Annotated in this window: 17 protein-coding genes, 2 tRNA genes and 2 pseudogenes; 3 read left to right on the top strand and 18 right to left on the bottom strand. The window is 56.5% G+C overall.

What is annotated here, in order from left to right:
• Positions 1-3 precede the first annotated feature (3 nt).
• The 4 genes from ACQY4M_RS04170 to ACQY4M_RS04155 all read right to left on the bottom strand — a co-directional run bounded on the left by ACQY4M_RS04170 (position 4) and on the right by ACQY4M_RS04155 (position 2,581).
• Positions 4-294: a hypothetical protein gene (locus tag ACQY4M_RS04170; RefSeq protein ID WP_428541206.1), complete on the bottom strand. Its 291-nt coding sequence runs from the start codon at positions 292-294 to the stop codon at positions 4-6.
• The gene (gene betI / locus ACQY4M_RS04165; RefSeq protein ID WP_428542071.1) at positions 291-863 is read right to left on the bottom strand and encodes a choline-binding transcriptional repressor BetI; all 573 of its coding nucleotides are present in this window, start codon (positions 861-863) and stop codon (positions 291-293) included. The genes ACQY4M_RS04170 and betI overlap by 4 nt, the downstream gene beginning before the upstream one ends.
• 166 nt (positions 864-1,029) lie before the next feature.
• Positions 1,030-1,944, bottom strand: a complete 915-nt coding sequence (locus ACQY4M_RS04160) for a DMT family transporter (protein ID WP_428541203.1) — start codon at positions 1,942-1,944, stop codon at positions 1,030-1,032.
• 40 nt (positions 1,945-1,984) lie between these two features.
• Entirely contained in the window at positions 1,985-2,581 is a 597-nt protein-coding gene (locus ACQY4M_RS04155; RefSeq protein ID WP_428541200.1) for a LysE/ArgO family amino acid transporter, read from the bottom strand.
• Between the two features lie 84 nt (positions 2,582-2,665).
• Here ACQY4M_RS04155 and ACQY4M_RS04150 point away from each other — a divergent pair, with 84 nt between their 5' ends.
• Complete coding sequence (locus ACQY4M_RS04150; protein WP_428541197.1) at positions 2,666-3,547, top strand: LysR family transcriptional regulator ArgP; 882 nt, start codon at positions 2,666-2,668, stop codon at positions 3,545-3,547.
• Here ACQY4M_RS04150 and ACQY4M_RS04145 read toward each other — a convergent pair.
• Together ACQY4M_RS04145 and ACQY4M_RS04140 are read right to left on the bottom strand one after the other, a co-directional pair.
• Positions 3,542-4,060 (bottom strand): TetR/AcrR family transcriptional regulator, encoded by a 519-nt coding sequence (locus tag ACQY4M_RS04145; RefSeq protein WP_428541194.1) that lies wholly within the window; start codon positions 4,058-4,060, stop codon positions 3,542-3,544. The genes ACQY4M_RS04150 and ACQY4M_RS04145 overlap by 6 nt on opposite strands.
• Positions 4,061-4,244: 184 nt before the next feature.
• Positions 4,245-5,495: an IS256 family transposase gene (locus ACQY4M_RS04140; protein WP_428541191.1), complete on the bottom strand. Its 1,251-nt coding sequence runs from the start codon at positions 5,493-5,495 to the stop codon at positions 4,245-4,247.
• 234 nt (positions 5,496-5,729) lie between these two features.
• Here ACQY4M_RS04140 and ACQY4M_RS04135 point away from each other — a divergent pair.
• Positions 5,730-7,102 (top strand): annotated as a pseudogene (locus tag ACQY4M_RS04135) (M20/M25/M40 family metallo-hydrolase).
• A gap of 131 nt (positions 7,103-7,233) precedes the next feature.
• Here ACQY4M_RS04135 and ACQY4M_RS04130 read toward each other — a convergent pair.
• The gene (locus tag ACQY4M_RS04130; RefSeq protein ID WP_428541188.1) at positions 7,234-7,803 is read right to left on the bottom strand and encodes a nucleotidyltransferase domain-containing protein; all 570 of its coding nucleotides are present in this window, start codon (positions 7,801-7,803) and stop codon (positions 7,234-7,236) included.
• A gap of 201 nt (positions 7,804-8,004) precedes the next feature.
• Here ACQY4M_RS04130 and ACQY4M_RS04125 point away from each other — a divergent pair, with 201 nt between their 5' ends.
• On the top strand, positions 8,005-9,048 hold the full coding sequence (locus tag ACQY4M_RS04125; protein ID WP_428539227.1) for an IS5 family transposase: 1,044 nt from the start codon (positions 8,005-8,007) through the stop codon (positions 9,046-9,048).
• A gap of 137 nt (positions 9,049-9,185) precedes the next feature.
• Here ACQY4M_RS04125 and ACQY4M_RS04120 read toward each other — a convergent pair whose 3' ends face one another.
• From ACQY4M_RS04120 to murD, 11 genes and pseudogenes are all read right to left on the bottom strand, one after another.
• Positions 9,186-9,278, bottom strand: a complete 93-nt coding sequence (locus tag ACQY4M_RS04120; protein WP_428542068.1) for a nucleotidyltransferase domain-containing protein — start codon at positions 9,276-9,278, stop codon at positions 9,186-9,188.
• A gap of 159 nt (positions 9,279-9,437) precedes the next feature.
• Complete coding sequence (locus ACQY4M_RS04115; RefSeq protein WP_428541185.1) at positions 9,438-9,653, bottom strand: RND transporter; 216 nt, start codon at positions 9,651-9,653, stop codon at positions 9,438-9,440.
• A gap of 31 nt (positions 9,654-9,684) precedes the next feature.
• Positions 9,685-9,761: transfer RNA gene (locus ACQY4M_RS04110), tRNA-Asp, on the bottom strand.
• A gap of 188 nt (positions 9,762-9,949) precedes the next feature.
• Positions 9,950-10,025 (bottom strand) — tRNA-Val (locus ACQY4M_RS04105).
• 116 nt (positions 10,026-10,141) lie between these two features.
• Entirely contained in the window at positions 10,142-10,510 is a 369-nt protein-coding gene (locus ACQY4M_RS04100) for an HU family DNA-binding protein (protein ID WP_428541182.1), read from the bottom strand.
• Between the two features lie 78 nt (positions 10,511-10,588).
• A complete protein-coding gene (gene lon, locus ACQY4M_RS04095; RefSeq protein ID WP_428542065.1) occupies positions 10,589-13,000 on the bottom strand; it encodes an endopeptidase La in 2,412 nt (803 codons plus the stop codon).
• A gap of 221 nt (positions 13,001-13,221) precedes the next feature.
• Positions 13,222-13,878 (bottom strand): IS1595 family transposase, encoded by a 657-nt coding sequence (locus ACQY4M_RS04090; RefSeq protein ID WP_428539609.1) that lies wholly within the window; start codon positions 13,876-13,878, stop codon positions 13,222-13,224.
• A 100-nt stretch (positions 13,879-13,978) separates the two neighbouring features.
• The gene (gene tgt / locus ACQY4M_RS04085) at positions 13,979-15,106 is read right to left on the bottom strand and encodes a tRNA guanosine(34) transglycosylase Tgt (protein WP_428541179.1); all 1,128 of its coding nucleotides are present in this window, start codon (positions 15,104-15,106) and stop codon (positions 13,979-13,981) included.
• A 39-nt stretch (positions 15,107-15,145) separates the two neighbouring features.
• A complete protein-coding gene (locus ACQY4M_RS04080) occupies positions 15,146-15,490 on the bottom strand; it encodes a 4a-hydroxytetrahydrobiopterin dehydratase (protein ID WP_428541176.1) in 345 nt (114 codons plus the stop codon).
• Positions 15,491-15,500: 10 nt separating this feature from the next.
• Positions 15,501-16,587: pseudogene (locus ACQY4M_RS04075) on the bottom strand (transporter substrate-binding domain-containing protein).
• 78 nt (positions 16,588-16,665) lie between these two features.
• Positions 16,666-18,069: a UDP-N-acetylmuramoyl-L-alanine--D-glutamate ligase gene (gene murD, locus ACQY4M_RS04070; protein ID WP_428541173.1), complete on the bottom strand. Its 1,404-nt coding sequence runs from the start codon at positions 18,067-18,069 to the stop codon at positions 16,666-16,668.
• Between the last annotated feature and the right edge of the window lie 132 nt (positions 18,070-18,201).

Here is an 18,201-nt window from a genome sequence, read left to right as displayed (position 1 = left end):
TCCTCACTCGCAGGTTTCTTTGCCGCGTTTTCGGCAATTGAATAGGCGGATTACGTCACGGGCATTGCGGTCAACTTTGCTGGCCTGCGCCCGCTGGCAGTCCCAGAATGCCGTGACTGTGCGCTGGTAATCTTTCACGGCTTGGCGACAGGTTTGTTCCGCCACTTTATTGGCAAAAGCGCCACTCTGCTGCACGCATTCCGGCATCGGATCAACACTGCATTCCACAACAGCCTCTGCTTGGGCTGTGCCGGCAATGCAAAGCACCGCAATGCTCCAGGCTACTGTTTTCATTTCTTATTCCCTTCTGAAAGCATGGCATCCAGATACTCCAGTACCCGCTCAGAGGCCGCCTTGCCATCCGGATCGGCCCCGCGCAGGGCGTGGCGGATATACAGCCCGTCGATCAGCGCGGCGATGTTGTCGGCCAGCATTGGTGCCCTCATCCCGACCAGCGGGCGCAGGTCGTGCATCAGGTTTGAACGCAGCCGTGCCTGATAGACATGCAACAGCCGTTTCGCCCCTGTTGACGTTTGCGCCTGCACATAGAAATTCATCCACGCACTGATCACTTTGCTGCGGAAATTTCCGGCCTCGAAACTCGCGCGGATGATGGCTTCGAGCCGCGCGCGCGGCCCCTTTGCAACCGCCAGTGCACCCCGCACCTGTGCGCCGTAGACACCCAGAATATGGCGCATGGCGGCGATGAATATCTGGTCCTTGCCACCAAAATAATGATGCGCCAATCCGCTGGACATCCCTGCCCGCTTGGCGATCTGGGCCACGGTTACATCCAGTGATCCGGCGCGGCCGATTTCGCTGATTGTTGCCTTGACCAAAGCGTCACGGCGGATCGGTTCCATTCCAAGTTTGGGCACAGCGGGGACTCCGGTTATTAACGCATTATCAGATTTGCAGGTTTTTGATTGACTCGTCAATCAATAAAAAACAGCGGGTCAGTCAACAGCTGTGGTGCCAAAGAGATTCAATGCCTCCGGCGGGGATATTTCAGGAACGATAATGAAGAAATCAGACTTTGGTCGCCCCGTCCACAGGCGTGATAGCACGGCGTTTCAGCATCGCTTCACGCCATGTGATGAAGCTGACCGAGGCAAGGATGATCACCCCGCCCAGCACCACCCAGCCATCCACCGGTTCACCAAACACCACCGCGCCCAATGTGGTGGCCCAGACCAGTTGCAAAAAGGTAACCGGCTGCGTCACCGTCATCGGGGCGGCGCGAAAGGCCAGCGTCATGGTGAAATGCCCTGCCGTGGCAAATACAGCCACCAGAAACAGCCAGAACAGTTGTTCCAAAGTCGGGGTGACCCAGACCGCAAAGGCAAAGGGGGCCAGCACGATCGGCACAGTGATTGATAACATCGCCACGACCACGGCGGGCGATACGCGGTCGGCCATGCGTTTGGCCAGCAGGTAAGATGTGGCAAACAGAATTGCCGTGCCCAGCATGGTATAGTGGCCAAGGTTGAGTTCCCGAAACCCGGGCCGCAGGATGATCATTGCCCCGATCAACGCCGCGCCAATTGCCATGATCCGGCGCAGGGCCAGCCTTTCGCCAAGAAACAGCGCTGCCCCGATGGTGACATAGACCGGCGAGAGGTAATTCATCGCCGTGACCTCGGCGATGGTGATGCGGGTCATCGCGTAAAACCACAGGATCACCCCCAGCCCATGCGCCAGCCCGCGTGCGCCGAAAAACATCAGATCGCTTTTATCCAGATGCGCATTAAGTAGCGAGCGGATCATCGGCAGCAGGAAAACCAGCCCCAGAATATAACGCAAAAACGCCGCTTCGGCCGCGGGCACGCCCCCGCCGATATGTTTCACAATCGCCGTCACCGCCACAAAGGTCAGCCCCGTGACCAGCATCCAGATCACCCCCCAGACGGGACGGGATGCAGTTATGTCCGATTGTGTGCTCATAGCTGGCAAAGGACAGCAAAGCCCGCGTTTTGGCAATAGGTTATTCCAGCAGAAGCGAGGCTGCGATAATCCACATCGTCAGCGCCACAACCCCGTCCAGAACGCGCCACGCCACCGGTTTGGCAAACAGCGGTGCCAGCAGTCGCGCGCCATACCCCAGCGCAAAGAAAAAGGTGAAAGACGCCAGCGTCGCCCCTGCCGCGAACATCACGCCATCGTCGTATTTGGTGGATACGGAGCCAACCAACACAACCGTATCCAGCCAAGCGTGCGGGTTAAGCCAGACCATCGCCAACGCCGTGAGCATGGTTTTCTTCAGGCTGTTGGCCTGAATGTCGGAGGCCGCCAATGCCTGCCCGCCCCTGAGTACCGCGCGGAAATTTTGCCAACCATACCAAATCAGGAATGCCGCGCCCGCATACAGAAACGCCGGTGCCAGCCAAGGGATCAGAATTGAAACCACTCCGAAACTGCTGACGCCGATGGCAATCAGAATGGCATCCGACAGCCCGCTGACAAAGCAGATCGCAAACACATGTTCGCGCCGCAGCCCCTGGCGCAGCACAAAGGCATTCTGCGCCCCGATCGCAAGGATCAGGCTGAAGCTGAGGATAAATCCAGCGGTGAATGTCTGCATCAAAGGCTCCTGTTGTTGACAGGGGATAGCGTGGGGCGCATCATTAGGCCAGTTAACTATTCTATTTGTGGATTAACTTTTCTAATGATGGACTATACCCAGTTGGCCGCCCTGCGCGCCATCCTGCAAACCGGCAGTTTTGACGGTGCGGCCGCCGCGCTGAATGTCACCCCTTCGGCGATTTCCCAACGCATCAAGGCGCTTGAGGATCAGTTGGGCACAGTATTGATCATTCGCGGCACTCCGGCCACGGCTACCGCTGCCGGTCAGCGGCTGTTTCGCCATGCCGAAGAAGTGGCGCTGCTGGAAACCGCCCTTGGCGATGATCTGGACGGGCTGGCCCCCGGTCCCGCGGCACCCGTGCGGGTGGTGGTGAATGCCGACAGTCTGGATACATGGTTTATCGAGTCGATGGCGCAGGTGGACGGGGTGCTGTTTGACATCAGCACCGACGATCAGGATTTCAGCGCCGACTGGCTGCGACGGGGCGAGGTGATGGCGGCGGTGACGGCCCATGCCAAACCGGTGCAGGGCTGTGACAGTATCCCGCTGGGGGCCTTGCGCTATCTGGCCACCGCCAGCCCCGAATTTGCCACGCGGCATTTTGCGGGCGGGTTCACTGCGGCCAGCGCCAAAACAGCGCCGATGCTGATGTTCAATCGCAAGGATTTATCGCAACACCACTGGCTAACGGCGCAATTTGGCAAACGGATCACCCCGCCCCTGCACCTGTTGCCCAGCACCCGTGGTTTTGTCACCGCCGCACTGGCCGGTATCGGCTGGGGCTTAAACCCCGAACCGCTGGTGCAGGATCATATCAAGGACGGAAATCTGGTCACTCTGGGCGATGTGCCCACTTATGACGTGCCGCTGTTCTGGCAGTTCAACCGCGTCACACGTCAGGCACTGGCCCCGCTGACCCGCGCGGTGCGGCAGGTGGCGAAACAATGGCTGGTGCAGTTATAAAAACCGCTCGGTCAGCATTTGCAAACGCGCCCGAAACTGCGCCGGATCTGTGGTGTTATATTTGATCCCCGTCGCAGCCAATGCCAGAACCTGCCCTTCTTCGGCAGACGCATCCAGCCCCATCACCCCGTTCAGCTCTGCAACAAACCGGGCCTGCGCCGCTTGCGATTTCTCGGCCCCCAGCCGGTTGTTCACATCCAGCAATTCCTGCCCGTGTGGCCCTGCCACCAGCAAATCGTGGAAATACCCCATATAGGCCAGCAAAAAGGCCGAAGCCCGTGCCTTTTGCCCGGCTACCCCGTCAATCGCCGCATAGGCCGTGGCAAATGCCTCGTCCACCAGCATATCCATACAGGAAAAGAACACATCGTCCTTGTTGCGGAAAATCTGGTAAATCCCGGGGCGTGATATTCCTGCCTCTTGTGCAATATCGGCCATCGAGATACGCTTGAACCCATAAGCGATCACCACCCGCATTGCTGCCTTTAGAATATGTATTTTCTTGTCGTACATAGAGCCGTTCTAGTGTTTGACACGGGGTTGCGCAATCGCTGTTGCCTGTGCTGGATTATACATCTTGACACTTTACGCATATTTTGTCAGCTTGTCAAAAAATCATTCCGAAAGGGTTTCCCCATGTCTGATCAAACCATCCTTGTCACCGGCGAGCTATGCCCAAAAGTTGGTGACGCAGTAATCAGGCGGCATGTTTTTCCTGCTTGATCCCGTCCTTAAATTCAACCCCTTCGATGATTTCCGGCAATCGGAATGCGCCGTCGAGTTTACGCCATTTCTTCTTTGCCGACATCATCAGGCGGAAGGTCATTGCCAAGGCGGTCTTGCGCCCGAGGCAGCCTTTGGTCTTCTTCGTTCGGTGCCGCACGGTGGCAAATATGCTTTCGATGGGGTTGGATGTGCGGATGTGTTTCCAGTGCTCGGCAGGGAAGTCGTAGAAGGTCAGCAGCACGTCCCGGTCCTTGGTCAGCTTCCCCACGGCACGCTCGTATTTCACGCCATAGGCTTCGATGAAGAAATTGAACGCGGCCTCGGCGTCCCGTTTGTTCTCGGCCATCCAGATGTCCTGTAGATGGCCCTTGGCTTTGGCTTGCAGCGACTTCGGCATGGCATTCAGGACGTTGCCGGTTTTATGCACCCAGCAGCGCTGCTCCCGGGTCTCACCGAACACCTCCCGCAAGGCGTTCCAGAAGCCGAGCGCGCCATCACCAACGGCCAGATCAGGGGCTTTTCTGAGGCCACGACGTTGCAAGTCCAGCAGCAGTTCACGCCAGCTCTGGCTGCTTTCTCGATACCCGTCCACGAGGCCCAGAACATCCTTGTTACCCCACTCGTCCGCGCCGATGATCACCAGCATGCATTGCTTGTCAGCATCCGTGCGCGGCTTGAAATAAACCCCGTCGGCCCAGAAATACACATAGCGTTTGGCCGACAGGTCACGCCGGTTCCAACGCTCGTATTCTGCCCACCACTCCGCCTTCAGGCGCGAAATCGTGCTCGATGTCAAACCACCCGCATCAGGCCCCAGAAGGGCCGCCAGTGCTTCGCCGAAATCACCCGTGAAAATACCTTTGAGATAGAGCCAGGGCAACAACTCCTCGACCGACTTTGCCCGGCGCAGATACGGCGGCAGAAGCGTCGAGGTGAACCTGATCTTCTCCGCCCCCGTGCCACGATCACGCACCCGAGGCACATTCACCGGGACAGGGCCGATCCCCGTCATCACCTCGCGCTCCGGCAGGTATCCGTGGCGAACAAGGCGCTGGCGACCGGCCGAATCCCTCAAATGCGCGTGTTGCGCCATCAGATCACAAACCTCGGCCTCGACCGCCTGTGCCAACAGATCCCGCGCGCCTTTGCGCAAGATATCCGTCAGCGGATCAGGTGAAATTCCGGCTGGATCGGTAAACTCCAAAATAGTATCGTCTTCCATGTGGCATATCCTTTTCTCTCTGAGAATCGCGGCGCGTCAACACCGCCATGATATGCCACCCAATCACCCCATCACCAACTTTCGGGCATTACTCTGCGGTAAAAACTCTAACCATTTGCCCCTCCAAAACAGATTTTCCAAAACTCTACCCTGCCCGTCCGCATCTGACCAGTGCCACTGGACAGTTTGCGCCATGGTGCTAGGGTCGGCGCGAAACAACACCGGAGCATTCCCATGACCCTAGATGCCGTTCTTGCCCATATCGACGCCGAATTGCCCAAAGCCACGGACCGTTTACTGGACCTGCTGCGCATTCCCTCAATTTCCACCGATCCGGCCTACAAGGCGGATTGCGACCGTGCAGCCGACTGGCTGGTCGAGGAATTGAACGGCCTTGGCTTTGACGCCAGCAAACGCCCGACCACGGGGCATCCGATGGTCGTCGCCCATAATAAGGGCAGCGGCCCGCATGTGCTATTTTATGGCCATTACGACGTGCAGCCCGTTGACCCGCTGGAGCTGTGGGACAGCCCGCCGTTTGAACCCGCCCTTGAAGACACCGACAAAGGCGTGGTGATCCGGGGCCGTGGATCGTCCGATGACAAAGGCCAGTTGATGACCTTTGTCGAGGCCTGCCGCGCATGGAAAGCCGTCACCGGCAGCCTGCCGATCAAGGTTTCGATTTTCTTTGAAGGCGAAGAGGAATCCGGCTCGCCCTCGTTGGTGCCGTTCATGCAGCAAAACGCCGAGGAACTGACCGCCGACATCGCCCTGATCTGCGACACCGGCCTGTTTGAATCCGCCGTCCCTGCCATCACAACGCAACTGCGCGGCATGGTAACCGAGGATTTCACCATCAAGGGCGCCTCGCGCGATTTGCATTCGGGCATGTATGGCGGGCTGGCGGGTAATCCGATCCATGTTTTGTCCGACATTATCGCCAAACTGCACGACGAAACCGGCCATATCACGCTGGAGGGGTTCTATGACGATGTGCCGGAACTAAGCGACGAAATGCGCAGCCAGTGGCAAAATCTGGCCTTTGACCATGCCCGCTATCTGGGCGATGTGGGCTGTCTGTGCCGGCAGGCGAACAGGACCGCACACCGCTGGAAATGATCTGGTCGCGCCCCACCTGCGAGGTGAACGGGATCTGGGGTGGCTATATCGGCGACGGGTTCAAAACCGTTCTTCCGGCCGAGGCCAGCGCCAAAATCAGTTTCCGCCTTGTCGGCCAGCAGGATCCCGACAAAATCCACGACGCTTTTGTGAAACATGTAAAGGACAACCTGCCCTCCGATTTCACCGTCGAATTCACCCCCAGCCGCGGCGCACCGGCCTCGCAGATGTCAACCGACAATCCGGCGTTCGAAAAATCCCGTTAGGCGCTATCGGATGAATGGCCCCGCCCTGCCGCCTATGTGGGCTGTGGTGGCTCAATCCCGATTGCCGGACATTTCAAAGAGGTGCTGGGCATGGACGCCATGCTGATCGGCTTTGGCAAGGACGACGACGCGATCCATTCCCCGAACGAAAAATACGACATGGAGAGTTTCCATAAAGGCACGCGCAGCTGGGCGCGGATATTGGCGGCGTTGGCGGAGTAGGGCAAACCCAATAATAGTTCTCGCCAATCACCGGCATGTACGGAAAAGGCGCAGGAAGACCGTGAGCAATGAGGCGCTCGGCCGGTAACGTCTGAAATGCCAAACGTGCATTGCCGGGATTGATGAAAAGGTCAGCCCAAATCGTATGGTCGTTGTATCGACAGGGTTTTACTTAGCTTCGCCCAAGTCGCGACCTCAAAGCGTTCAGGCCACTTCATACCCAAACGCAATGCTCTTGCTCTCGCACGCGGCAGGTATGCTTTGGCATACGCAAGGTGGGCCGAAATCATCGAATCGCGATTGGGAATTGCAGGAGGTAGCGATGTCAGAAGGTCTTTTTGCTCATCCGTTATCAATCGATTAAGATGCAAAATACCGCCACGGTTGGGGGCGCCGGTTTCTTCTATCAATAAATCGACCAGCAGATTGCGAAGATGAAAAACGCCCAGCACACCATTGATATATTCTTCACGCCCCGCAGCCAGGTCCAAGAGGCCAAGTATCCTGATAAACTCTTCTACCTGATATCTGAATTTCTTTAAGTTTGGCCCAAGGGTCGCTGTCGTTTTCGATAAGCAGGAAAAAATATCATCATGATCAACAAGAGGTTTCAAGGCACTTTGCGTCAGTGATCCCGTCTGATCCGCTCTCAGCATTATGACATCTGTGCGTGTCCAGTCTTCAGTGATGGCATTGATCAAGACCGGAACATTTATCCGGTCCCACCAAAGGATGATTTCGCCGGTTTTCCCAACAGCTCTGCGCCAAATTTCCGCAACTGCGTCAGATGCGCCGTCTTTGGCAACTAAAACAAAGGGAACCTCTAAAAATCCCCCAAAATCCGGCCTGACGGGGTAGAATCGTCATCAGGATGAAAATGATTCGACCGACGGGGTTTTGTCATGGGTCAGATGGGATTTTTTGATCTTTCCAGCCGATACGCGGGACTGGACAAATCTGGTGATCCGCTGGTGTTGCTCAACGACATGGTGCCGTTCGAGGATTACCGGGACGAGCTGAAGGCCATATGGCGCACGCCGCCCGAACAGCGCAAATCCAACGCTGGCCGCCCGCCTTGGGATGAGGTGCTGATATTCAAGACGATGGTTTTGCAGCAGCTCTACAACCTCTCTGACGATCAGATCGAGTATCAGATCCGCGACCGCCTGTCGTTCATGCGGTTTCTCGGCCTTGGCATTGAAGACAGCGTACCTGACGCCAAGACCATCTGGGCCTACCGTGAAAGGCTGGCCGGGGCCGGGAAGATGAAGGAGCTGTTTGACAAGTTCGATGCCTTTCTGCGCGAAAAGGGCTATCTGGCGATGGGCGGGCAGATTGTTGATGCGAGCATCGTTCCGGCGCCGCGCCAGCACAACAAAAGGGACGAGAACGAGAAAATCAAGGCGGGCGAAACGCCTGAAGAGTGGGAGGAAAAACCCCACAAGAAGCGCCAGAAGGACGTGGATGCGCGCTGGACGAAGAAGCACGGCAAGAGCTATTACGGCTACAAGAACCACATCAATGTCGACCGGCGGCACAAATTCATCCGCGCTTATGATGTCACCGATGCCGCCGTGCATGACAGCCAGGCGCTTGCCGGTCTGATTGATGCGAGCAACACCTCATCGGACCTGTGGGCCGACAGCGCCTATCGCTCGCAAAAGATCGAAAGCGAGCTGGAAGAGCGGGGGCTTCACAGCCATATCCATCACAAGGGCAGGCGCGGCAAGCCGCTTGGCGAGCGCCAGCAAAAGGCCAACCGGAGGCGCTCGAAAGTGCGGGTCCGGGTCGAGCATGTATTCGCTTTTCAGGAGCGCTCCATGGGCGGCAAGCTGATCCGCTCCATCGGCCTGAAGCGGGCGCGATTTCGCATCGGGATGATGAACCTGGTCTACAACATGAAGCGCTTCGTCCAGTTCGAATGCGGCCTGGCGGCGCCGGGATAAGGGTTCATGGGGTGAGGTGTGCCTGAAATACCCAAAACCGGCTTGAAACCGGTGAAAATGGGTTTATGATCCGAAGCAATCAGGCGGGACAGGCGAAAAACCGTCCACCCCGCCGCGAAGAAGGCGAAAACGGGAATTTACAGAGGTTCCCCAAAATCAATGTCGCTATATTCATCGGCCATACCATTCCCGTAGCTTCCGCTAAGGAATAGCGCGCGAATTTCCGGCACGTCTTGGATCTCATCAGTAATGGTTTGTATAACTTCGCTGTGTTTCACGCTGCCCACCAAGATAGATCAACCTATACGATAACACCGTATCTATCTTCAAAACTGCCGTCAAATTGTTAACGGGGGGAGAAAGTAGTGTTCACAGACTACTTAATGTCCTCACACCAGCGCCATCTGCCCCAGCTTGGCCACCAGTACCACAAACGGCGCGGTATGCAGCAGCAAATCGAACCAATCCAGCGGGCGCTTCAATGTGCCCGCTTTCAGCATCTTGATCTTTTCCCAAATGTGCGGTTCGGGCACGAACGGGGCCAAGCCCAGCAGAAGCGCCGCCATAATCAGGGTGGGCAACGAAATATTGTCAAGAAATGACATATCAACACTTTCTTTTTCGCTGGGGGAAAAGTGGCGCGGTTGACGGGACTCGAACCCGCGACCCCCGGCGTGACAGGCCGGTACTCTAACCAACTGAGCTACAACCGCGCACTTTACATGTCACCAAACGGCAACTTGTTTGGGCGTTCTAGGGCGAGTAGCCGGAGGCGTCAAGCGGTTCCGACCCGTTTTTTGAAAATAGTTTGCGGGGCGCGGAAATTATAACGGCGCGCATTGTAAACACAGGTTTCAAACAAACCTGCGGCGCGCTTTGGCCCGATAACGACAGGAAGGAATGGTGGGTGATAAGAGACTCGAACTCCTGACATCTTCGGTGTAAACGAAGCGCTCTACCAACTGAGCTAATCACCCTTGTGGGGGCGTTTAACGCGACTTGCACGGGGTATGCAAGCCCCTTTCACAGAAAAAACGCACCTCTTTTCAGGGTGCGTTGGTTTTTTCATATTTCTACAAGGGTTGCCCCGAAATCAGGTCGGCACCTTGACCACTTTACTGTCGCCTTCTGCGTTGCGCTGGCGAATCCGGCAGACCATCATCTTGGCGTTGGGCAGTTCTTTGGTTTTTTTCACCATCACCTTGCCCAGTGGCTGCAGGTTCAGATCCTCACCCGCGGCCAGTGCTTCGCCCAGAACGGCCAGCATAGCCTCGATCGCCGGTTTGGCGTCTTTCTTTTTTACACCCGAGCGCACGACGACCCGTTCGATCAGCTCTTTTTTACGAAGCACCGGAACCTCGACCGGTTTGGCGGGTTTCGCCGTTTGAACCGCCGGTTTTGCAGGGGTTTTCTTGACCGGAGCGGGCTTGCGGGGGGGTGTTTTGCTGCTTGTGGTTGCCATTTTATTTACGACTCTCTTTCACGAATTAATACAGGAGGTTTCATAGAAAAAGGGGGCCTAATGGCCCCCTTACAATATTTAATGCGCCGTTGCACCGGCATCGCCCGCCTTGGCAGTCAGTGCCGCCTTGGCCGCGGCGGCCTCTTCTGCCGCTTCATCCCATTCGATCGGCTCGGGCTGCTTGACCAGCGCATGTTTCAGCACTTCGGATACATGTTCCACAGGGATAATCTTCAAACCCTCTTTCACATTATCCGGTATCTCGGCCAGATCCTTTTCGTTTTCTTTCGGGATCAGAACGGTTTTGATACCGCCCCGCAGCGCCGCCAACAGCTTTTCTTTCAAACCGCCAATCGGCAGCACATTACCACGCAAAGTAACCTCGCCGGTCATGGCAATGTCTTTCTTTACCGCAATGCCCGTTAGAACCGATACGATGGATGTCACCATCCCCACACCGGCGCTTGGCCCGTCCTTGGGGGTGGCCCCTTCGGGAACGTGAACGTGGATATCGATTTTCTCGAATTGCGTCGGTTTCACCCCGATTTGCGGGCTGATCGAACGCACAAACGACGCCGCAGCATCGATGCTTTCCTTCATCACATCGCCCAGCTTGCCGGTGGTTTTCATCCGCCCCTTGCCGGGCAGTTTCAGCGCCTCGATCGAAAGCAATTCGCCGCCAACGGATGTCCACGCCAGACCTGTGACCACGCCAACGTGGTCCTTTTCCTCGGCCAGACCATAACGGAACCGTTTGACGCCCAGATAATCCTCAAGGTTCTCGGGGGTGATCACCACCTTTTCCTCGTCCCCGCGCACAATCTTGGTCACGGCCTTACGCGCCAGTTTGGCGATCTCGCGCTCAAGGTTGCGTACACCAGCCTCGCGGGTATAGGTGCGGATGATTTCCTGCAATGCCTCGTCCGTCAGTTCGAATTCATCCGGCTTCAACCCGTGGCCTTTGATCTGTTTTCCGATCAGATGCCGCTTGGCAATCTCGCGCTTTTCATCCTCGGTGTAACCCGACAGCGGGATAATCTCCATCCGGTCCAGCAGCGGGCTTGGCATGTTATAGCTGTTCGCCGTGGTCAGGAACATCACATCCGACAGGTCATATTCGACCTCGAGATAGTGATCGACGAATGCGCTGTTTTGTTCGGGGTCCAGAACCTCGAGCATCGCAGACGCCGGATCACCACGGAAATCCTGCCCCATCTTGTCGATTTCATCGAGCAGGATCAGCGGATTGGTGGTTTTCGCCTTTTTCAGCGCCTGAATGATCTTGCCGGGCATCGAGCCGATATAGGTGCGGCGGTGACCGCGAATTTCGGATTCGTCCCGCACGCCACCCAGCGAAATGCGAATGAATTCGCGCCCCGTTGCCCGCGCCACGGATTTGCCAAGGCTGGTTTTACCCACGCCCGGAGGCCCGACCAGACACAGGATCGGCCCCTTCAATTTGCGCGACCGCTGGCCAACGGCCAGATATTCCACAATCCGTTCCTTGACCTTTTCAAGGCTGTAGTGATCGTCATCCAGCACCTTTTGCGCTGCGTTCAGATCCTTTTTCACGCGGCTACGCTTGCCCCACGGGATCGACAACATCCAGTCCAGATAATTGCGCACCACGGTGGCCTCGGCAGACATAGGCGACATATTTTTTAGCTTTTTCAGCTCGCCATTGGCTTTTTCCAACGCCTCTTTGCTCAGCTTGGTCTGGGCAATACGCTCTTCCAGCTCGGTGATTTCATTGTTGCCGTCTTCGCCGTCGCCCAGTTCCTTCTGAATGGCCTTCATCTGCTCGTTCAGATAATATTCGCGTTGGGTGCGCTCCATCTGGCTTTTGACGCGGGTCTTGATCTTTTTCTCGACCTTCAGCACCGACATTTCGCCTTGCATCAAGCCGTAAATCTTCTCCAGCCGTTCAGCCACGTTCAGGGTTTCCAAAAGCTCCTGCTTTTGTTCAACCTCGATGCCCAGATGACCCGCCACCAGATCAGACAGCTTGTCACTCTCGACCGCATCAGCCACAGCCGATAGCGCCTCTTCTGGCACGTTTTTCTTTATCTTGGCATAGCGTTCGAATTCGGAACCGACCGAACGCAACAGCGCTTGGACGGTATCCGCATCACCGGGAACCTCGTGCAGTTCTTCAGCGCGGGCCTCGAAATAATCGGGGTTGTCCAGATAATCGGTAATCCGCACCCGCTTGCGCCCTTCGACCAGCACCTTGACGGTGCCATCGGGCAGCTTCAGTAGTTGCAGCACATTGGCCAGAACACCAACGTTATAAATCCCGTCCGAATCCGGGTCGTCCTGCGAGGGGTCAATCTGGCTCGACAGCAGGATTTGCTTGTCATCCACCATCACCTCTTCCAGGGCTTTGACAGATTTTTCACGGCCCACGAACAGCGGCACGATCATATGCGGAAACACCACAATATCGCGCAACGGCAGTACGGGGTAGGATGTGCTCATTTGCTCGCTCATTTCAATTCCTTGTTTAGTGGCAGACAACAGCAGGCCCCTGTTCGCATAGGCAACCCGCCTGTCTCCGGTCTTTGGCTATTGATGTGGGGGCGACCCCGCCGATTTTCAACCATTTGACCTGCCATGCAGCTTTGGGCCGCAATGTGCCTGCGCAATGCGGCAAGGGCAAGGCACCATTCCCCAAAGTTACCTAAAAATACCGCCGGGGCTGACCCAGATAACTACTTCAAGTAACGCTTAACCCATTGTCTTAGCTGCAATAACTGAGCTGAAGGGTCACTGTTGTTGAAACGCCACTCGCATTCCTTCAAATATAGCCCAAATTGGGCCTTGGGGACACCGTTAAATCGGCGCATGTGGCGCTTGGCTTGGTTCCAGAAATTCTCGATGCCATTGATGTGGTTGTGACGGTCTGCAAAGAGCTTGGAATGGTTGATGCGAAAGTGGTGGAAGTCTGACACATCCAGCACATTATAACCGCGCCAACAATCGGAATAGACGATGGAATCCGGCACGACTTTGCGCTCTATGATCGGGATCAGAGTGGCGGATTTGGCGTCCGGGATGATCTTGGTGTAAACCTTCCCACCCCTTTTTAATATACCAAAAACGGGAATTTTACCTGCCGCACCACGCCCGCGTTTACCTTTGCGTTTGCCGCCAAAGTAGCTTTCGTCCACTTCTATTTCTCCGCCGAACATAGCTTGGCTTTCCGCCTCCAGCTCATAGGCGATTATCTCGCGCAGGCGTAGAAAATAAAACGCTGCGGTCTTGCGGTTTACACCACACAAACTGGCTGCTGTTCGTGCTGTCGATCCCGAAACAAAATGCTCCGTAAGACGGTCTTGCTTGTAGTGGCTCAGGCGACTCTTTCTCATGCTTCCCATCATAACCTCTTTTTAGGTTATCTGGGTCAGCCCCATACCGCCAAAACAGGTAAATATCGGTGGATAAACCGCCTATACGCACAAAATCGCGCTAAAGTGGTTCAATATCCCCCTGCACGCGCTGCGCATGGAATTGTGATTCAAAGTTATCGAATGTTCCCGCCGCGATCGCATCCCGCATCCCCGCCATCAGTTCCTGATAATAGTGCAGATTGTGCCACGTCATCAGCATCGAGCCGATGATTTCCTGCGCCTTGAACACATGGTGCAGATAGGCGCGGGAATAGTTGCGGCAGGCAGGGCATGTGCAGGCTTCGTCCAGCGGGCGCGGATCATCGCGGTGGCGGGCGTTTTTGATGTTCAGTACACCATGGCGGGTGAATATCTGCCCCGTGCGCCCCGACCGTGATGGCAACACGCAGTCAAACATATCAATACCCCGCTTCACACCTCCGACCAGATCATCGGGCTTGCCCACCCCCATCAGGTAACGCGGTTTGTCTGCGGGCAGCATGTCGGGGGCGTAATCCAGCACCTGAAACATGGTTTCCTGCCCCTCGCCCACCGCCAGACCGCCAACGGCATAGCCCTCAAAGCCAATCGCCTTTAGCGCCTCGGCGCTTTCCTCGCGCTGGTCCTTGAACACGCTGCCCTGCTGGATGCCGAACAACGCATGCCCGGGCCGTTCGCCAAATGCATCGCGTGAACGCTGCGCCCATCGCATCGACATCCGCATGGATTTTTGCGCCACATCCTCGGGGGCCGGATGCGGGGTGCATTCATCAAAACACATCACAATATCGCTGCCCAGCAAGCGCTGGATTTCCATGCTGCGTTCCGGTGTGATTTCATGCAAAGAGCCGTCGATATGCGATTTGAAGGTCACGCCCTGTTCCGACATTTTACGCAGGTCCGACAGGCTCATCACCTGAAAGCCGCCGGAATCCGTCAGGATGGGGCGCTCCCAGTTCATGAACTTGTGCAAACCTCCCAAATTGGCAATCCGTTCGGCAGTGGGGCGCAGCATCAGATGATAGGTGTTACCCAGCAGAATATCCGCCCCCGTGGCACGCACATTTTCAGGCATCATCGCCTTGACCGTGGCCGCTGTGCCAACAGGCATAAAGGCCGGCGTACGGATGTCACCGCGCGGGGTGTGGATGATACCGGTGCGGGCCTTGCCGTCGGTGCTGTGCAAATCAAAGGAAAACTGTGTCATACGCGCCTGATACGCCAAAGACGCGGGGCTTGCAAATCCCTATCCCAGCGCCAGAATCCGGTCGAATTTGGCCGCGCAGATGAAATCGTTTTCGGTCAGCCCGTGCACCACATGGGTGGTGAATTCCACCTCGCAATAGCCCCAGCCAAAGTGGATATCGGGATGGTGCCCTTCCTGTTCGCCCAGCCAGGCCGCCACATTGGCGCAGTGGTGCGCGGCATTGAACCCCTTGACAGTGACACGCCGCACCAGCCAGCGGCCCTCTTTGGCCAGTTTCCAGCCCTCGTGCAATTGCCCCATATTGTCGGCCACTTCGTCCTTGGACAGCACCGGCATCCCGCCGTGGCAGGCAATACAGGTCTTGCCGCTTAGATCATCGCTCATGCTACTCTCCTTAGTCCGGCGCGCGGCCAAACCATTTTAGATAAATCCGGTCAAAATCGCCTTGCTCTGACAGTTGTAGTAACGCCTGATTAACCCGCTCGCGCCATTTCGAGCCTTCCGGAAAAACAACCCCGTAAGGTTCACGCTGAAATATCGGCCCCGTCAGGCGTACCTTTTCCTGACCCTCACCATTCGCATAATGGCTAAGTACCGGAAAGTCATAGACCACAGCAGCAACCTGCCCGGATTCCAGCGCATTGTAGGCCTGATCAATCGTTTCTACAGCCCTAATTTGCACGCCCGGCAAATGCTGTATATAGGCCTCGCTTGTCGAGCCACTAAGGGTCGCAACCCGCTTGCCGCCCAAATCTTCGGGGCCACGAATTTCCCCTTCCAGACGCGATACCGTCATCGCCGAGGATATTGTCGCGGTGAACCAGGCAAAGGCGACATAGCCGAATACGATCAGCACCAGCGCAATCACCTTGCCGGGATGCGATTTCGGAGTTTTGTCACCATAACCAACGGTCGAGATCGTGACCATCGTCCAGTAAACCCCGTCCCACAGACCCATTGGGTAACTACGGGTGAAATCCGGGTTTTTCCGCCGTTCGACCAGCCATGTGATGTGCGCGGTCCCCAGCACCAGAATGGCCAGTGCCAATAGGGCAAAACGAAAGCTCGACGACGCGAAAACCCCCTTGATCACCGATACCGCCTTGGCAACCATACCTATATTCTTGTTGGGCACCATGATCTGTAGACCGGAGCGAAAGAAAGGATGGGAAAAATCCATCCGCCGTGATTGTCACAGCGGCAATGGCAATATCCCCTTTGCCCGCCTCGATTGCCTGCAACAGTTCGGTGACATTGGGAAACACAGTGATATCGCTTTGCACATCCAGTTGTTTTTCAACCATCTGCCACAAATCAATACTGAACCCAGTAAGTGTGCCATCCGCATTTTCAATTACAAAAGGCGGGACCGGTTTGACCAGCACCCGCAACTTTGGATCCTCTGTCGATTGTGCAAACCCTTGCGTGCCCAAAATGCAGAGCAACCATACGGCCAGAAGTCGTTTCAGTATTTGATACATTTCATATCCCCCGCCCAATTCTAGCGTGGGTAAATCGGTTTTGTCCAAATCTTCTTGAAAACGTGCAAAAAACCGCTGTTACCCGTCTATCAGCGCGGTAACGATGGTGGTGAAATCATCGCCACGATGCTCGAAACTTTTGTATTGGTCAAAGCTGGCGGCGGCGGGCGCCAACAACACAGTGTCGCCGTCTTCGGCGTCTTTTGCGGCGGCGGCAACAGCCTGCTGCATCGTTTCGCAAATCTGATAAGGAGTATACCCCAACTGCCCTGCAAATTCATCCGCTGAAGCACCTATCAGATAGGCTTTGCGCACGTTCCCCAGATGCGGGGCAAGGCTGGAAATGCCCCCCGTCTTGCCTTGCCCGCCTGCAATCCAGCGGATATTCTGGAAGGCCAGCAGCGCCTTTTCGGCGGCATCCACATTGGTGGCCTTGCTGTCGTTCACATAGGTCACGCCGTTTGCAGTGCCAACAATCTGGCTTCGATGGGCCAGCCCGCCGAAGGTATGGAATGCGGCCTCGATTACCTTGGGCGCGATGCCCAAAGTGCGCACTGCGCCGTAAGCCGCACAGGCGTTCTGATGATTATGTGCACCCGGCAAGCCCTTGATTTTGCGCAAATCTATTGATCCCATTTGCCGCCCTTTTCGGTATTCCGACAAGAACCCCTTGCGGGCGAACACCGCCCAACCGAGGCCGGCCAGCTTGGTTTCCACCGAAATTCGGATCACGCGGTCATCTGCAGGGCCTTCGGCCATTTGATTGGCCAAAAAGCGGCCCTCAACCTCGTCCACACCAATCACCGCGCGGTCCGGTCCGCCTTCGGCGAACAGGCGGCGTTTGGCGGCGAAATAACCACCAATGCCGCCGTGCCGGTCCAGATGGTCGGGCGACAGGTTGGTGAACACGGCGACATCAGGGGTGAGCGATCGGGCCAGTTCGGTCTGATAGCTGGACAGCTCCAGCACCACGACTTCGCCGTCATGGGCGGGGTCGATATCCAGCACCCCGCGACCGATATTCCCCGCCAGTTGGGTCGGGCGTTTGGCATGTTCCAGAACGTGATGGATCAATGCTGCGGTGGTGGATTTGCCGTTGCTACCGGTGATGGCGATCACGCGGGGGGCAACGTCAAAACCGTCCCATTCGTATGTCGCGAAGGATCGGAAGAACAATCCGATATCATTGTCGACCGGCACAGCGGCGGCAATGGCATTGCGCACCACGGGGTTGGGTTCGGGGTAAAGATGCGGGATTCCCGGGGATACGATCAGGGTTGCGATGTCCTCCCACACACCCGCCTTGTGCAGGTCGGTCGCCGGATAGCCTTGTTTTTCGGCCGCATCGCGGGCGGCTTCGTTGTCATCCCAGACCACGGGGATAGCCCCGCCCGCCTCGAGCGCCACGGCGGTTGCAAGGCCGGTGCGGCCAAGGCCCAGAACGGCCACTTTCTTATCTGTAAATCCTTGAACGGGGATCATGTGCTGCCCTTTTATCCTTGCCTGCCCCTGTTTAGGACGCGGCGGGCATATTGGCAAACCTTCTGTGCGGCCCGTAGGGCGGGGTTCACCCCGCCGTTATGACCAGCCGTGGCGGGGTGAACCCCGCCCTAC

It is taken from the genome of Profundibacter sp., assembly GCF_965277155.1.
Classification (GTDB): Bacteria; Pseudomonadota; Alphaproteobacteria; order Rhodobacterales; family Rhodobacteraceae; genus Profundibacter.
This window is presented reverse-complemented; position numbering and strand designations above follow the sequence as displayed.

Coding starts and splice junctions, on each gene's coding strand:
- lon (WP_428542065.1), bottom strand. CDS start 13,000: ATGAGCGAGCAAATGAGCACATCCTACCCCGTACTGCCGTTGCGCGAT.
- ACQY4M_RS04160 (WP_428541203.1), bottom strand. CDS start 1,944: ATGAGCACACAATCGGACATAACTGCATCCCGTCCCGTCTGGGGGGTG.
- betI (WP_428542071.1), bottom strand. CDS start 863: ATGGAACCGATCCGCCGTGACGCTTTGGTCAAGGCAACAATCAGCGAA.
- ACQY4M_RS04155 (WP_428541200.1), bottom strand. CDS start 2,581: ATGCAGACATTCACCGCTGGATTTATCCTCAGCTTCAGCCTGATCCTT.
- ACQY4M_RS04100 (WP_428541182.1), bottom strand. CDS start 10,510: ATGGCAACCACAAGCAGCAAAACACCCCCCCGCAAGCCCGCTCCGGTC.
- tgt (WP_428541179.1), bottom strand. CDS start 15,106: ATGACACAGTTTTCCTTTGATTTGCACAGCACCGACGGCAAGGCCCGC.
- ACQY4M_RS04115 (WP_428541185.1), bottom strand. CDS start 9,653: ATGTCATTTCTTGACAATATTTCGTTGCCCACCCTGATTATGGCGGCG.
- murD (WP_428541173.1), bottom strand. CDS start 18,069: ATGATCCCCGTTCAAGGATTTACAGATAAGAAAGTGGCCGTTCTGGGC.
- ACQY4M_RS04170 (WP_428541206.1), bottom strand. CDS start 294: ATGAAAACAGTAGCCTGGAGCATTGCGGTGCTTTGCATTGCCGGCACA.
- ACQY4M_RS04150 (WP_428541197.1), top strand. CDS start 2,666: ATGATGGACTATACCCAGTTGGCCGCCCTGCGCGCCATCCTGCAAACC.
- ACQY4M_RS04090 (WP_428539609.1), bottom strand. CDS start 13,878: ATGAGAAAGAGTCGCCTGAGCCACTACAAGCAAGACCGTCTTACGGAG.
- ACQY4M_RS04125 (WP_428539227.1), top strand. CDS start 8,005: ATGGGTCAGATGGGATTTTTTGATCTTTCCAGCCGATACGCGGGACTG.
- ACQY4M_RS04140 (WP_428541191.1), bottom strand. CDS start 5,495: ATGGAAGACGATACTATTTTGGAGTTTACCGATCCAGCCGGAATTTCA.
- ACQY4M_RS04145 (WP_428541194.1), bottom strand. CDS start 4,060: ATGTACGACAAGAAAATACATATTCTAAAGGCAGCAATGCGGGTGGTG.
- ACQY4M_RS04080 (WP_428541176.1), bottom strand. CDS start 15,490: ATGAGCGATGATCTAAGCGGCAAGACCTGTATTGCCTGCCACGGCGGG.